This is a genomic window from Pseudomonas sp. (assembly GCF_032058845.1).
Classification (GTDB): Bacteria; Pseudomonadota; Gammaproteobacteria; order Pseudomonadales; family Pseudomonadaceae; genus Aquipseudomonas.
In genome coordinates this window covers 16,754-30,829 of sequence record NZ_DAMCCR010000047.1, presented here as the reverse complement: position 1 = coordinate 30,829, position 14,076 = coordinate 16,754, and the positions used below count along the sequence as shown (strand labels likewise).

17 protein-coding genes are annotated in these 14,076 nt (G+C 62.5%); 1 reads left to right on the top strand and 16 read right to left on the bottom strand.

Features of this window, described 5'->3' with window-relative positions:
• The 16 genes from hisS to trmJ all read right to left on the bottom strand — a co-directional run.
• Positions 1–1,026: histidine--tRNA ligase (hisS, locus tag RT028_RS11145; RefSeq protein WP_312934878.1), on the bottom strand; the 1,026-nt coding region annotated here is incomplete at its 3' end.
• Between the two features lie 24 nt (positions 1,027–1,050).
• Positions 1,051–2,160, bottom strand: a complete 1,110-nt coding sequence (gene ispG, locus RT028_RS11140) for a flavodoxin-dependent (E)-4-hydroxy-3-methylbut-2-enyl-diphosphate synthase (protein WP_312934877.1) — start codon at positions 2,158–2,160, stop codon at positions 1,051–1,053.
• Between the two features lie 3 nt (positions 2,161–2,163).
• On the bottom strand, positions 2,164–3,129 hold the full coding sequence (locus tag RT028_RS11135; RefSeq protein ID WP_312934876.1) for a helix-turn-helix domain-containing protein: 966 nt from the start codon (positions 3,127–3,129) through the stop codon (positions 2,164–2,166).
• The gene (pilW, locus tag RT028_RS11130) at positions 3,129–3,887 is read right to left on the bottom strand and encodes a type IV pilus biogenesis/stability protein PilW (protein WP_312934874.1); all 759 of its coding nucleotides are present in this window, start codon (positions 3,885–3,887) and stop codon (positions 3,129–3,131) included. Before pilW ends, RT028_RS11135 begins: the two co-directional genes overlap by 1 nt.
• Before the next feature lie 13 nt (positions 3,888–3,900).
• Entirely contained in the window at positions 3,901–5,046 is a 1,146-nt protein-coding gene (gene rlmN, locus RT028_RS11125) for a 23S rRNA (adenine(2503)-C(2))-methyltransferase RlmN (protein ID WP_312934872.1), read from the bottom strand.
• Between the two features lie 28 nt (positions 5,047–5,074).
• Complete coding sequence (ndk, locus tag RT028_RS11120) at positions 5,075–5,500, bottom strand: nucleoside-diphosphate kinase (protein ID WP_312934870.1); 426 nt, start codon at positions 5,498–5,500, stop codon at positions 5,075–5,077.
• 89 nt (positions 5,501–5,589) lie between these two features.
• A complete protein-coding gene (gene iscX / locus RT028_RS11115) occupies positions 5,590–5,790 on the bottom strand; it encodes a Fe-S cluster assembly protein IscX (protein ID WP_312934869.1) in 201 nt (66 codons plus the stop codon).
• 10 nt (positions 5,791–5,800) lie between these two features.
• Positions 5,801–6,142 (bottom strand): ISC system 2Fe-2S type ferredoxin, encoded by a 342-nt coding sequence (fdx, locus tag RT028_RS11110; protein ID WP_312934867.1) that lies wholly within the window; start codon positions 6,140–6,142, stop codon positions 5,801–5,803.
• A gap of 3 nt (positions 6,143–6,145) precedes the next feature.
• Complete coding sequence (hscA, locus tag RT028_RS11105) at positions 6,146–8,008, bottom strand: Fe-S protein assembly chaperone HscA (RefSeq protein ID WP_312934866.1); 1,863 nt, start codon at positions 8,006–8,008, stop codon at positions 6,146–6,148.
• 42 nt (positions 8,009–8,050) lie between these two features.
• Positions 8,051–8,572 (bottom strand): co-chaperone HscB, encoded by a 522-nt coding sequence (hscB, locus tag RT028_RS11100; RefSeq protein WP_312934865.1) that lies wholly within the window; start codon positions 8,570–8,572, stop codon positions 8,051–8,053.
• Positions 8,573–8,580: 8 nt separating this feature from the next.
• A complete protein-coding gene (gene iscA / locus RT028_RS11095; protein WP_312934864.1) occupies positions 8,581–8,904 on the bottom strand; it encodes an iron-sulfur cluster assembly protein IscA in 324 nt (107 codons plus the stop codon).
• Positions 8,905–8,949: 45 nt separating this feature from the next.
• On the bottom strand, positions 8,950–9,336 hold the full coding sequence (gene iscU, locus RT028_RS11090) for a Fe-S cluster assembly scaffold IscU (RefSeq protein WP_296263032.1): 387 nt from the start codon (positions 9,334–9,336) through the stop codon (positions 8,950–8,952).
• 47 nt (positions 9,337–9,383) lie between these two features.
• Positions 9,384–10,598: an IscS subfamily cysteine desulfurase gene (locus tag RT028_RS11085; protein WP_312934861.1), complete on the bottom strand. Its 1,215-nt coding sequence runs from the start codon at positions 10,596–10,598 to the stop codon at positions 9,384–9,386.
• A gap of 42 nt (positions 10,599–10,640) precedes the next feature.
• Entirely contained in the window at positions 10,641–11,132 is a 492-nt protein-coding gene (gene iscR, locus RT028_RS11080; protein ID WP_312934860.1) for a Fe-S cluster assembly transcriptional regulator IscR, read from the bottom strand.
• Between the two features lie 167 nt (positions 11,133–11,299).
• On the bottom strand, positions 11,300–12,088 hold the full coding sequence (gene cysE / locus RT028_RS11075; RefSeq protein ID WP_312934859.1) for a serine O-acetyltransferase: 789 nt from the start codon (positions 12,086–12,088) through the stop codon (positions 11,300–11,302).
• Positions 12,089–12,093: 5 nt separating this feature from the next.
• Entirely contained in the window at positions 12,094–12,852 is a 759-nt protein-coding gene (trmJ, locus tag RT028_RS11070) for a tRNA (cytosine(32)/uridine(32)-2'-O)-methyltransferase TrmJ (protein ID WP_312934858.1), read from the bottom strand.
• A gap of 151 nt (positions 12,853–13,003) precedes the next feature.
• On the opposite strand from trmJ, the gene suhB reads away from it, so the two are divergent.
• Entirely contained in the window at positions 13,004–13,822 is an 819-nt protein-coding gene (gene suhB / locus RT028_RS11065) for an inositol-phosphate phosphatase (protein WP_312934856.1), read from the top strand.
• Positions 13,823–14,076 lie beyond the last annotated feature (254 nt).

Here is a 14,076-nt window from a genome sequence, read left to right as displayed (position 1 = left end):
GGCCGGCTCGCCGAACGCGCACAGGTAGACGTCGATCTGGCGGCTGATGGCGGCGGGCACCTTGTCCAGCGTCTGCAGCAGCAGGATCAAGCGCTCGATACCCATGGCGAAACCCACGCCAGGCGTCGGCTTGCCGCCCATCTGCTCGACCAGACCATCGTATCGGCCACCGGCGCACACCGTACCCTGAGCGCCGAGCTTGTCGGTGACCCATTCGAAGACGGTCTTGCTGTAGTAGTCCAGGCCACGCACCAGCTTGGTATTGATCACGAAGGGAATCCCGGCCGCTTCGAGCCGGGCCTTGAGGCCCTCGAAGTGAATGCGTGATTCCTCGTCCAGATAGTCTTCGAGCTTCGGCGCGTCGGTGAGCACCGCCTGCGTGCCTGCATCCTTGCTGTCGAGCACCCGTAACGGGTTGCTCTTCAGGCGGCGCTGGCTGTCTTCATCGAGCTGTTCCAGACGTGCCGAGAGGAAATCGACCAGCGCATCGCGGTAACGGGCGCGGGCTTCGCTGGTACCCAGGCTGTTCAGCTCGAGGGTGACCGCATCGCGGATACCCAGTTGCCCCCACAGACGCCAGCTGAGCATGATCAGTTCGGCATCCACGTCAGGGCCGTCGAGGTTGAACACCTCCACGCCGATCTGATGGAACTGCCGGTAGCGGCCTTTCTGCGGGCGTTCATGGCGGAACATCTGGCCGGTGTACCAGAGCTTCTGCACTTGGCCATTGCCGGTGATGCCATGTTCGAGCACGGCACGCACGCACGCTGCGGTGCCTTCGGGGCGCAAGGTCAACGAGTCACCGTTGCGGTCTTCGAAGGTGTACATCTCTTTTTCGACGATGTCCGTCACTTCGCCGATCGAGCGCTTGAACAGCTCGGTGAACTCGACGATGGGCGTACGGATCTGGCTATAGCCATAGCCGTCCAGCAAGCGGGCCACGGTGCCTTCGAAGTAGCGCCACAACGGCGACTGGTCAGGCAGGATGTCGTTCATGCCACGAATGGCTTGCAGCGATTTGCTCACGGAAAGTCCTTACGAATCTGTTTCTCAGCCACGGGCGATCAGTGCCGCGTCGGCGTCGGCTTTTTCGGCCGCTTTCTGGCGGATGAGCCTCTCCAGCTCCTCGACCAGGTTGTCATTGTTCAGCTTCTGCGACGGTTTGCCGTCGATGTACACCAGGTTCGGCGTGCCGCCGGTAAGGCCGACATGCGCCTCCTTGGCCTCGCCCGGACCGTTGACCACGCAACCGATCACGGCCACGTCCATTGGCACCAGCAGGTCTTCCAGGCGCCCTTCCAGCTCGTTCATGGTCTTGACCACATCGAAGTTCTGCCGCGAGCAGCTCGGGCAGGCGATGAAGTTGATGCCACGTGAACGCAAGCGCAGGGACTTGAGGATGTCGTAACCGACCTTCACTTCCTCGACCGGATCAGCCGCCAGGGAAATGCGGATGGTGTCGCCGATGCCTTCGGCCAGCAGCATACCGAGGCCTACGGCAGATTTCACTGTTCCTGAACGCAAGCCACCGGCTTCGGTGATACCCAGGTGCAACGGCTGGACGATCTGCTTGGCCAGTTGCCGGTAGGCATCGACTGCCATGAACACGTCCGAGGCCTTGACGCTGACCTTGAAATCCTGGAAATCGAGGCGATCGAGGTGCTCGACGTGGCGCAATGCCGATTCGACCAACGCAGCAGGCGTGGGCTCGCCGTACTTCTTCTGCAGATCTTTTTCCAGCGAACCGGCGTTGACGCCGATGCGGATCGGGATACCGCGATCACGCGCCGCATCGACCACGGCGCGCACGCGGTCTTCGCGACCGATATTGCCCGGGTTGATACGCAGGCAGTCGACGCCCAGCTCCGCCACGCGCAATGCAATGCGGTAATCGAAATGAATGTCGGCCACCAGCGGTACGCTGACCAGCTGCTTGATGCGGCCGAACGCCTCGGCAGCGTCCATGTCCGGCACCGAGACGCGCACGATGTCCACCCCCGCATCGACCAGGCGCTGGATCTGAGCGACGGTGGCGGCTACATCATTGGTGTCGGTGTTGGTCATGCTCTGCACGGCAATGGGCGCATCGCCACCTACCGCTACATTGCCGACCCAGATTTTCCGGGATTCGCGACGTTTGATCGGAGATTCGCCGTGCATTGCTTACTGCCCCAACTTGAGGCGAGCAGTCTCGCCACTGGTGAACGGTGCCAGGTTGACGGCCTGACCGTTGTAGCTGACCTGCGCGCCGCGGGCGAAGCCCAGGCGCACGGCGAAGGGCGGCTTGCCGCTCAGTTCGAGGGTATCGCCCTTGCGCTTGACGGAACTGGTGAGCACTTTGCCGTTGCCGTCGGTGACCTGGGCCCAGCAGTCTGCGACGAAGGTGATTGCAACCTTGCCGGTGCCGGCAGGCGCGGCAGCGGTTTCCTGGCCAACTGGGGCAGAGGCGCTGGCAGCAGTGCTGGCTGATGGTGAGGGCACGGCAGCGGCCGGTGCAGCGACAGACGGCTGAGGGGTCGAGGCCGCTGGCGCGGTCTGTTCGGTGGCACCTTGTTCGGCAGGCGGCTGCAACGCAAGCGCGGTCGACTCGGGCTGCTGCGCAGCCGAGACCGCCTGATCTTCAGGCTCGTCGAGCGGATGGATCTGCGTGGTGCCGTCGGCGCTTTCGACCTCGACGTGCTCCAGCGCCATCTTGGTCAGGTCCTTGCCGCGCAGGCTGCCCTGATCCTGCCACCAGACGAAACCGCCGCCGACTACGGCCACCAGCACCAGCAGGCTGACGCCACGCAGGATGTTCTGCGACAAGCGCCGTGGTTCTTCGATACGCCCCAGCGAATGAACGTCGCTGCCTTTGGCGTTGGAACCGGTGACCTGATCGAAGGCCGCGACCAGGGGGGCCTGGTCCAGGTCCATCAACTTGGCATAGGCGCGAATGTAGCCGCGGGCGAAAGTGTGCCCCGGCAGCTTGTCGAAAGCACCGGTTTCAAGGTTGTTCAGCGACGAGATCGTAAGGTTGAGTCTGCGGGCGACCTCGGTCTGCGACCAGCCGCGGTGCTCGCGCGCCTGGCGCAAGGTTTCCCCGGGATTCTGGTGGGTCGCTGATGCTGATTCGGGATACGCGGCGTTCATCATTGCTCCGACAGGTATTGCTGATATTCCGGCGTACCCGGATAAAGGCGTTGAAGTTGCTGGCCCAGCTGCGCTGCATCGACCTCTTCCGGGAAGAGTCGGGCAAGACGCGTACCCAGCAGCAGGCTGCGGGCATCGTGATCGCTCAGTTGGCTGAAACGATGATAGTAATCGCGGGCCGGCACATAATGCCTGTTTTCGTAGGACAACTCAGCCATTTCCAACAACGCATTGGGCTGGCGCGGATTGAGTTGCAGCGCCTTTTTCAGATGGAGATGCGCCTGATCGCGGTCACCTTGCCTGAGGGCCGTCAGGCCAAGGTTCTCGTAGACCCGTGACCGCTGAGGATACAGGGTATCGCCGGCTGCTTGGCGAAACATCTGTTCAGCCCGAGGAAAATCACCCTGGGCGTAGAGGAAGGCGCCGTAGTTATTGCGAATGCGCGTGTCGGCGGGTCGCTGCTGCAGGGCTGCATCAAAATGCTCATCCGCCAGCGCAGGTTCGCCCTGGGCCTGAAACACCAATGCCAATGCGGCCTGCGCATCGGCATTGCTGCTGTCAATGGCCAAGGCCCGACCCAACGGCGCCTTGGCCTCTTCGGTCAGCCCTTGCTGAAGATAGCCCAGGCCCAGCTGCACATACGCCTGCACGGCCTGCGCACGCCCCTCACGGGTGGTGAGAGGGTCGCTCGCGCCGCTCGACACGCAGCCGGCGAGCAGCGCAAAGGCGAAGATCGACAACACGGCGCGCAGGCTCATGAGCGGATTCCGGTCAGTGACGCGCAGCGCTATCTGGCAGCTCGGCATCGTTGGCGATCTGACGCACGGCGATGTAACGCTCACTGCGCCGGGTGCGGTCCATGACCTGGCCGACCAGTTGCCCGCAGGCCGCATCGATGTCTTCGCCGCGAGTGGTGCGGGTGGTGACGTTGTAACCGGCGTGGTGCAGCAGGTCCTGGAAGCGGCGGATGGCGTTGTTGCTGGGCCGCTCGTAACCCGAGTGCGGGAACGGGTTGAACGGGATCAGGTTGATCTTGCACGGCACGTCGCGCAGCAGCTCGATCATCTCGTTGGCATGCTGCGGCTGGTCGTTCACGTCCTTGAGCAGGGTGTACTCGATGGTCAGCACGCGCTTGCCGCCCAAGGTGGCCATGTAACCCATGCAGGATTCGAGCAGCACCTTCAACGGATACTTCTTGTTGATCGGAACCAGCTGGTTGCGCAACGCATCGTTCGGCGCGTGCAGCGACAGGGCCAGGGACACGTCGATGTGCTTGGCCAGTTCGTCGATCATCGGCACGACACCCGAGGTAGACAGGGTGACGCGGCGCTTGGAAATGCCATAGCCCAGATCGTCCATCATGATCTTCATGGCGGCGATGACATTGTCGAAATTGAGCAACGGCTCGCCCATGCCCATCATCACGACGTTGGTAATCGCGCGGTCGACTTTGGCGGGAATGGTGCCGAAGGATTTGTTCGCAAGCCACACCTGACCGATGACTTCGGCGGCGGTGAGGTTGCTGTTGAAGCCTTGTTTGCCCGTGGAGCAGAAGCTGCAGTCCAGGGCGCAACCGGCTTGCGACGATACGCACAACGTACCGCGGTCGTCGGTGGGAATGTAGACGGTTTCGACGCAGCTGCCGGAGGCAACGCGGATCACCCACTTGCGGGTGCCGTCTGTGGAAATGTCTTCACTGACCACTTCCGGTGGCCGAATTTCGGCAACGGCCTCGAGCTTTTCACGCAAGGCCTTGCCGACGTTCGTCATGGCGGCGAAGTCGTCGACGCCAAAGTGGTGAATCCATTTCATCACCTGACCGGCGCGGAAGCGCTTCTCTCCGATCGAATCGAAGAACTGTTCCATTTCCTGCTGGGTCAGACCCAGCAAGTTGATTTTGCCAACAGATGTCGTCATGGATTCACCTTCACTCGTAAGCTTTCGCTTAGCGAGTGGTTACCTCGGTAGCAGCGAAGAAGTAAGCGATTTCGCGAGCAGCAGCGGCTTCGGAGTCCGAACCGTGTACGGCGTTGGCATCGATGGACTCGGCGAAGTCGGCACGGATGGTGCCGGCAGCGGCTTCTTTAGGGTTGGTAGCGCCCATCAGCTCACGGTTCTTGGCAATGGCGTTCTCGCCTTCCAGAACCTGAACGACGACAGGGCCGGAGGTCATGAAGGCAACCAGGTCACCGAAGAAGCCGCGCTCGCTGTGCTCGGCGTAGAAGCCTTCGGCTTCGGCTTTGGACAGTTGCTTGACTTTCGAAGCGACGATGCGCAGGCCGGCTTCTTCGAAGCGCGAGGTGATTTTGCCGATGACGTTTTTAGCGACGGCGTCAGGCTTGATGATCGAGAAAGTACGTTGAACAGCCATGGAAAACTCCAGAATATTGAGTGTTGCGAAAAATTAAACCCGCGAATTATACGCGGGTTCGAGGGCATTGCCTAACCTGCTGGTGTCGCTCAGTCGAGTTCTTCGATCCAGGCCGCCTGGATGGCCTCCAGGACTTTCTCGCCGCCGCGCGCGGGGTCGTCGCTGAAATCGGGCAATTCCTGCACCCAACGGCTCAGGTTGACGAAATTCAGGTAACGAGGATCGACTTCCGGCTTGCTTTCTGCAAGCTGGATGGCGATCTCAAGTACATCAACCCATTTCAGACTCATGCGTTGATCCTCAATGCGGCGCTTCGGCAGCGTGGTTGAGCGAATATTTGGGAATTTCGATGGTCAGGTCGTCATCACCGACGACCACCTGGCAACCCAGGCGCGACTGCGCTTCCAGGCCCCAGGCCTTGTCGAGCATGTCCTCTTCCAGCTCATCGGCTTCATCCAGGGAGTCGAAACCCTGGCGAACCACACAGTGGCAGGTGGTACATGCCTTGACGCCGCCGCAGGCGCTTTCCATTTCGATGTGGTGCTCGTGGGCCAGCTCCAGGATATTGGTGCCGGGTGCGACCTCCACGGTCAGCCCTTGCGGGCAGAACTTCTCATGCGGCAGGAATTTCACCAGCGGCATCGGTTACTCCTCGATCTCATTCAGGTTGCGCCCGGCCAGTGCGGCTTTGACCGTCGAATCAAGGCGACGGGCGGCAAATGCATCGGTCACCTGCGACAGACGCTTGGTCTGTTGCTCGATGGCAGGGCCATCGGTGCCGGCGAGCAAATCACGTAGGTTCTGCATCTGGAATTGAATGGCGTCACGCTCTTCAGCGCTGAGCAGGCGCTCGCCATCGGCGTCCAACGCGCCTTGTACCGCTTCGAGCAGCCGCTCTGCATCGACCTGATGCTCGCGCAACTGCCGAGCATTGCGGTCCGAGCCTGCGTGCTCGAACGAGTCGGTGAGCATGCGGGCGATTTCGCCGTCGGTCAGCCCGTACGATGGCTTGACCTGAATACTGGCTTCCACGCCCGAGCCCAGCTCACGCGCCGCCACATCGAGCAGCCCATCGGCATCGACCTGGAACGTGACACGGATCTTCGCAGCACCCGCCACCATCGCTGGAATGCCACGCAGTTCAAAGCGGGCCAGCGAACGGCAGTCGCTGATCAGCTCGCGCTCGCCCTGCAGCACATGGATCATCATGGCCGACTGGCCGTCTTTATAGGTGGTGAACTCCTGGGCGCGGGCCACGGGGATGGTGGTGTTGCGTGGAATCACCTTTTCCAGCAGACCACCCATGGTTTCCAGCCCCAGCGACAGCGGGATGACATCGAGCAGCAACAGTTCGCCGCCCTCACGGCGGTTGCCGGCCAACGTATCGGCCTGCACCGCAGCACCAATGGCCACCACCTGGTCCGGATCGATCGACGTCAGTGGCTCACGGTTGAACAAGGCGCCCACCGCCTCGCGCACGCGCGGCACGCGGGTCGACCCCCCCACCATGACCACTGCCTCCACCTCTTCGAGCTCCACGCCGCTGTCGCGCACGGCGCGGCGGCAGGCTTTGAGGCTGGTGGCAATCATTGGCTCGATCAACCCTTCGAACACGCGACGGGTCAGCTCGCCCGACCACTCACCGTGGACCACGCGCACGCTGTCCTGATCGGTCAGGGCTTCCTTGGCGGTACGCGCCGTTTGCAGCAGCAGGCGCTGGGTAGCCGGATCGAGGTCGGCCGACAGGCCTGCCTGGGCAATGATCCAGCCGGCGATGGCATGGTCGAAATCATCACCGCCCAGCGCCGTATCACCGCCTGTGGCGAGCACTTCGAAGACACCGGCAGTGAGGCGAAGGATGGAAATATCGAAGGTGCCGCCGCCCAGGTCATAGATGGCCACCACGCCTTCGGCGTTCTGATCCAGACCATAGGCCACTGCAGCTGCAGTCGGCTCGTTGAGCAGGCGCAACACGTTCAGGCCGGCCAGCCGCGCAGCATCCTTGGTGGCCTGGCGCTGGGCATCGTCAAAGTAGGCCGGCACCGTGATGACCGCGCCCACCAGCTCACCGCCCAGGCTCTCTTCGGCGCGTTGACGCAGGACCTTGAGAATGTCTGCCGACACCTGCACCGGGCTTTTCGGACCCTGCACCGTGTCGATGAAGGGCATGTGCGACTCGCCGCCGACAAAGCGGTAAGGCAACTGCTCACCCAGTTGCTTGACGTCGGAGAGGCCGCGACCCATCAGGCGCTTGACCGACAGGATGCTGTTGAAGGGGTCCGTCGGCGCCGCATCGCGGGCGCTCAGGCCGACGTCGGTGCGATCATCGAGGTAGCGCACCGCCGACGGCAGGATGAGGTTGCCCTCGGCATCGGGCAGCGGTTCGCTACGGCCACTGCGTACAGCAGCCACGAGGGAATTGGTGGTGCCGAGGTCGATGCCCACCGCCAGGCGACGCTGGTGCGGCTGAGGGCTCTGACCGGGTTCGGCGATCTGCAATAGGGCCATGCTTATCTGAATACCTTAGGCGTCATCACGGGTAACGCCGGGTTAATCGTCGAGGCGCTCTTCGAGCTGGCGCACTTCTTGGGAGAGCTTGTCGAGGAACTGCATGCGGCGCATCAGCCGCTCGGCCTGCTCGCGCTCGGCCGGCACGTCCCAGCACTGCTCGAACGCGTCGTTGAGCGCCTCCTGGGCAAGCTTCAGCCGGCGCTTGAACACGCCAACGCCGTCCAGATCGCCTTCGTCCTGCAGGTCTTCGAGCTCTTCACGCAACTCCATCTGCTGCAACAGGAATTCAGGGTCGTGGACCGTGACTTCCTGGGGCACTTCATGGCCACCGATGGCCAGCAGATAGCGCGCGCGACGCGGCGGATTGCGCAGCGTCTGATAGGCGTCGTTGAGCGCGGCCGACTTTTCCAGCGCGACACGCCGCTCGCGCTCGGAAGCGTCGGCGAAACGGTCAGGATGCACCTCGCGGGCCAGCTCGCGGTAGCGAACGGCCAGCTTGTCGAGGTCCAAGCGGAAAGCAGGCTGCAGGTCGAACAGCGCGTAATGGCAGAGATTACCCACGTCAGGCCTCAGATGTTGAAGCTTTCGCCGCAGCCACATTCACCGCGCACGTTGGGGTTGTTGAACTTGAAGCCTTCATTCAACCCTTCCTTGACGAAGTCCAGCTCGGTGCCATCGAGGTACACCAGGCTCTTGGGGTCGATGATGACCTTCACGCCGTAGTTCTCGAACACCTGATCTTCACCCGCCACGTCATCGACGAACTCGAGCACGTAAGCCAGGCCCGAGCAGCCGGTGGTGCGCACGCCAAGGCGAATGCCTTCACCCTTGCCGCGCCCGTCGAGCGAGCGGCGGATATGGTTGGCGGCGGCTTCTGTCATGCTGATAGCCATCGGAACTCCTTACCTCAACATCGGTTGTCTGCTACTACAGGCAGCTCAGACCAGGCCTTTCTTCTGCTTGTAGTCGCGCACCGCTGCCTTGATGGCATCTTCGGCGAGGACCGAGCAGTGAATCTTGACCGGGGGCAGCGCCAGCTCTTCAGCCAACTGCGTGTTCTTGATGGTTTCGGCTTCGTCGAGGGTCTTGCCCTTCATCCATTCGGTCGCCAGGGAGCTGGAGGCGATGGCCGAACCGCAACCGTAGGTCTTGAACTTGGCGTCTTCGATGACGCCCTGCTCGTTGACCTTGATCTGCAGACGCATGACGTCACCGCAGGCCGGCGCGCCGACCATGCCGGTACCGACGTCCGGATCCTCGGCATTCATCTTGCCGACGTTGCGCGGGTTTTCGTAGTGGTCGATGACCTTTTCACTGTATGCCATGGTGCAATTCCTTCCTCATCAGGGGAGCCGCTCTTGCCGGCGGCTGCTTAGTGGGCAGCCCACTCGATCTTCGAGATGTCGACGCCGTCTTTGTACATGTCCCACAGCGGGGAGAGTTCGCGCAGCTTGTTCACCGCTTCGCAGACTTTCTTCGCCGCATGATCGATTTCTTCTTCCTTGGTGAAACGACCGAAGGAGAAGCGGATCGAGCTGTGTGCCAGCTCATCGTTACGGCCCAGGGCGCGCAGCACGTAGGACGGCTCGAGCGACGCCGAGGTGCAGGCCGAGCCCGACGAAACAGCGATGTCCTTCAACGACATCAGCAGCGACTCGCCTTCGACGTAGTTGAAGCTCAGGTTCAGGTTGTGCGGAACGCGGGCGGTCTGGCTGCCGTTGATGTAGAGCTCTTCGAGGTCGGACACCTGGGCGAAGAAGCGATCGGACAGGGCCTTGACGCGTGCGTTCTCGCTGGCCATCTCATCTTTGGCGATGGCGAACGCTTCGCCCATGCCAACGATCTGGTGGGTCGGCAGGGTACCCGAACGCATACCGCGCTCATGGCCACCGCCGTGCACCATGGCTTCAAGGCGTACACGCGGCTTGCGGCTGACATACAGCGCGCCGATGCCTTTGGGGCCGTAGACCTTGTGCGCCGAGAACGACATCAGGTCGACCTTCATCGCCTGCAGGTCGATCTCGACCTTGCCGGCCGACTGAGCGGCGTCGACATGGAACAGCACGCCGCGCGAACGGGTCAGTTCGCCAATTGCGGTGATGTCGTTGATCGAACCGACCTCGTTGTTCACGTGCATCAGCGAGACCAGGATGGTGTCGTCACGCAGCACGGCTTCGACCATGGCGGGGGTGACGATACCGTCGGCGCCCGGCTCGAGGTAGGTGATTTCGAACCCTTCACGCTCCAGCTGGCGCGTGGTGTCGAGAACGGCCTTGTGCTCGATCTTGGAGGTGATGATGTGCTTGCCTTTGGTCTGGTAGAAATGCGCCACACCTTTGATCGCGAGGTTGTCGGACTCGGTGGCACCGCTGGTCCAGACAATTTCACGCGGATCGGCGTGGATCAGATCGGCCACCTGGCGGCGGGCATTTTCCACCGCTTCTTCGGCGCGCCAGCCGAAGGCATGAGAGCGCGAGGCCGGGTTCCCGAAGTTGCCGTCCATCGTCAGGCAGTCGACCATTTTCTGGGCGACACGGGGATCGACCGGGGTGGTCGCGGAGTAATCGAGGTAGATCGGCAACTTCATTGAATCTCTCCTATCAGGCGTTGGCGTCGCTCGTCATCACGGTCAGTCGACGGCAGACGTCTCAATCTTGTCCATGTGCGCAGTACGGCCGGCAACGCGGCGCAGGTCCTGGCGATGGGCGACTTCTTGCACCTCGCGGCGTGTAACGAGATCGGCCAGGCTGATGCCACTGAGGAATTCGTGGATCTGCTGGCTGAGGTCACACCACAGGTGGTGGGTCAGGCAGGTGTCGCCGGAGTGACAGTCGCCGAGGCCTTGGCAGCGAGTGGCGTCTACCGACTCGTTGACCGCGTCGATGACCTGAGCCACTTCGATGGTCCCCATGGCCCGCGACAGCTGATAGCCGCCGCCTGGGCCACGAACACTGGAAACCAGACTGCTGCGACGCAACTTGGCGAACAGCTGTTCCAGGTAAGAGAGGGAGATGCCTTGGCGCTCGGAGATATCAGCCAGTGACACCGGTCCGTGCTGCGCGTGCAACGCCAGATCGAGCATGGCGGTAACGGCGTATCGGCCTTTGGTTGTGAGTCGCATGGCTATGGGCACCACGGGGAGTTACGGGATGTGTGCGAGTATGCTATTCCCGAGCATTTGAGTCAACTATAAGACCTAGTGTATTGGTCAGGTTTACCCGGGGAAGTGGCCGCGAGTGTAGCAGAACCGGGCGAAGCTGCGCACGCCCGGGTGCCATCATGGCGAAATCAGTGCCCCTGGGTGTCGCTGCGCGCCTCGTCCTTGACGGCCTCGAAGGCTTCTTCAGGCAACGACGGCAGGGCTTTGGCGCAATAATCACTGCCCAGGTTGGTCAGGGCGCCGCACATGCCTTCAAGCCGCTCGTCCACGGCCTGCAGGTGGTCGAGCATCTGACCGATGGCGCGGGCGACAGGGTCAGGCATGTCGCCGCTGACCCCGTAGGCATCGAAACCGATCTTCTGCGCCATGGCTTTGCGCTTGGCCTCGAGCTCGTCGCCCTCTTCTGCCTTGACGATGATCCGCCCTGGGATACCGACGGCGGTCGCCCCCGCCGGAACAGCCTTGGTCACCACCGCATTGGAGCCGATCTTGGCGCCTGCACCGACCGTGAATGGCCCGAGCACCTTGGCGCCGGCGCCCACCACCACGCCGTTTTCCAGGGTCGGGTGGCGCTTGCCCTTGTTCCAGCTGGTGCCCCCCAGGGTCACGCCCTGATAAAGGGTGACGTCATCGCCGATCTCGGCCGTTTCGCCAATCACGATGCCCATGCCGTGGTCGATGAAGAAGCGTCGGCCGATGGTCGCGCCCGGATGGATCTCGATCCCGGTCAGCCAGCGACCGAAGTTCGACACCAGGCGCGCCAGCCACTTGAACTCGCGCACCCACAGGCCACGCGCCAGGCGATGCAGCCAGATCGCGTGCATGCCGGGGTAGCAGGTGAGCACTTCGAACATGTTGCGTGCTGCCGGGTCACGGTGAAACACGCTCTGGATATCTTCACGCAGACGCTCGAACATCTGATTCAGTCCTTCCGTTTATGCGGCTCGCCCCGAGCGACTTTCTGGGTCTCGGTGAGGATGCCGCGCAAGATGCTCATTTCCGAATGGTTGACCACGCTGCGCCCGTACAGACGACGCAAGCGCGCCATCAGGTGACGGGGCTTGGCGGGGTCGAGGAAGCCGATCTGCACCAGGGTCTGTTCCAAGTGGCCGTAGAACCGCTCCATCTCATCCATGGTCGCCGGCGCTTCACCGGCCTCGCTCTTCTCCACCACGGTCGCCGCTTGCTGCGATGCCAGCCAGGCGGTGCGCACTTCATAGGCGAGCACTTGCACCGCGGCGGCAAGGTTCAGCGAGCTGAAGTCGGGATTGGAGGGAATGTGCACATGGAAGTGACATCGCTGCAGTTCATCGTTGGTCAGCCCGGCATGTTCACGGCCGAACACCAGCGCGATCTGCTCACCGCCGGCGGCCTGCTCGACAGCCTTGGCGCCGCACTCACGCGGATCGAGCATGGGCCACGGCAGGCTGCGGTCACGGGCACTGGTGCCCAGCACCAGCGTGCAGCCGACCAACGCCTCTTCCAGGCTGTCGACCACTTCGACGCTGCCCAGCACGTCGTCGGCGCCGGAGGCGCGCGCGCTGGCCTGCTCGGAGGGAAAGTCCCGGGGTTGCACCAGCACCAGGCGCGACAGGCCCATGTTTTTCATGGCACGTGCAGCGCCGCCGATGTTGCCGGGGTGGCTGGTATTGACCAGAACAACACGAATATTCTGCAACAAGGTGATGTGCTCACAGTGGCGGGGTTTCGGGGGCTGCAATGGTACAGAACAGGCCTCGGTAACGCCACGCAGTCGAACGTGGCACTTTTGCCGTCGTGGATTTCTGATAGAATGTTCGGCTTTCTTCTTTAACATTCCAGGTGAACCGACCATGCAGCCTATGCTGAATATCGCGCTGCGCGCCGCTCGCAGCGCCAGTGAACTGATTTTCCGCTCCATCGAACGCCTGGACAGCCTCAAGGTCGACGAGAAAGGCGCGAAAGACTACGTTTCCGAAGTTGACCGCGCCGCCGAAGACGTCATCGTCAAGGCCCTGCGCAAGGCCTACCCGAACCATTCGATCCTCGGCGAAGAAACCGGCCTGCACGCCGGCAGCGGCGAAGAAGGCAAGGACTACCTGTGGGTCATCGACCCGCTCGATGGCACCACCAACTTCCTGCGCGGCATCCCGCACTTTGCTGTAAGCATTGCCTGCAAATACCGCGGTCGCCTGGAGCACGCGGTCATTCTGGATCCGGTTCGCCAGGAAGAGTTCACCGCCAGCCGTGGCCGTGGCGCCCAGGTCAATGGTCGCCGCCTGCGTGTCAGCTCGCGCACCAGCCTCGACGGCGCTCTGCTCGGCACCGGCTTCCCGTTCCGTGACAACCAGATGGCCGATCTGGACAACTACATGGGCATGTTCCGCGCCCTGACTGGCCAGACCGCCGGCATTCGCCGCGCTGGCGCTGCCAGCCTTGACCTCGCCTACGTGGCGGCCGGCCGCTTCGACGGTTTCTGGGAATCGGGCCTGTCCGAATGGGACATGGCCGCTGGCGTGCTGCTGATCCAAGAGGCCGGTGGCCTGGTCAGCGACTTCAATGGCGGTCACGACTTCCTCGACAAAGGCCACATCGTGGCGGGCAACATCAAGTGCTTCAAGGCAATCCTGACGGCCATCCAGCCGCACCTGCCCGAGCACCTGAAGCGCTGATCGCCCGGGTCATCCTGCCGCCAAGCCTTCCTGGCTGCGGCAGTGCAACGCCCCCGACGCAGGGCTGCCTCGCAGCCCTCGCTCGTGCCTCGCCCTCCCCTCCCAGATCCTCATGGCATCACTTGGCATCGACTCGCCAGGCGACGTACGAACGTGTGCGCTTCCGATGCCCTCCTGCCCTGCGCGCGCAACGCAAAGGAATCCATCAGCATGCCGGCGGTCACCTGTAGGCATTCGATGACGATTACCTACAG

Bases quoted from the DNA above. Each gene is read 5' to 3' on its own strand.
- ispG (WP_312934877.1), bottom strand. From the start codon at position 2,160: ATGCACGGCGAATCTCCGATCAAACGTCGCGAATCCCGGAAAATCTGG.
- RT028_RS11135 (WP_312934876.1), bottom strand. From the start codon at position 3,129: ATGAACGCCGCGTATCCCGAATCAGCATCAGCGACCCACCAGAATCCC.
- pilW (WP_312934874.1), bottom strand. From the start codon at position 3,887: ATGAGCCTGCGCGCCGTGTTGTCGATCTTCGCCTTTGCGCTGCTCGCC.
- rlmN (WP_312934872.1), bottom strand. From the start codon at position 5,046: ATGACGACATCTGTTGGCAAAATCAACTTGCTGGGTCTGACCCAGCAG.
- ndk (WP_312934870.1), bottom strand. From the start codon at position 5,500: ATGGCTGTTCAACGTACTTTCTCGATCATCAAGCCTGACGCCGTCGCT.
- iscX (WP_312934869.1), bottom strand. From the start codon at position 5,790: ATGAGTCTGAAATGGGTTGATGTACTTGAGATCGCCATCCAGCTTGCA.
- fdx (WP_312934867.1), bottom strand. From the start codon at position 6,142: ATGCCGCTGGTGAAATTCCTGCCGCATGAGAAGTTCTGCCCGCAAGGG.
- hscA (WP_312934866.1), bottom strand. From the start codon at position 8,008: ATGGCCCTATTGCAGATCGCCGAACCCGGTCAGAGCCCTCAGCCGCAC.
- iscA (WP_312934864.1), bottom strand. From the start codon at position 8,904: ATGGCTATCAGCATGACAGAAGCCGCCGCCAACCATATCCGCCGCTCG.
- iscU (WP_296263032.1), bottom strand. From the start codon at position 9,336: ATGGCATACAGTGAAAAGGTCATCGACCACTACGAAAACCCGCGCAAC.
- RT028_RS11085 (WP_312934861.1), bottom strand. From the start codon at position 10,598: ATGAAGTTGCCGATCTACCTCGATTACTCCGCGACCACCCCGGTCGAT.
- iscR (WP_312934860.1), bottom strand. From the start codon at position 11,132: ATGCGACTCACAACCAAAGGCCGATACGCCGTTACCGCCATGCTCGAT.
- cysE (WP_312934859.1), bottom strand. From the start codon at position 12,088: ATGTTCGAGCGTCTGCGTGAAGATATCCAGAGCGTGTTTCACCGTGAC.
- suhB (WP_312934856.1), top strand. From the start codon at position 13,004: ATGCAGCCTATGCTGAATATCGCGCTGCGCGCCGCTCGCAGCGCCAGT.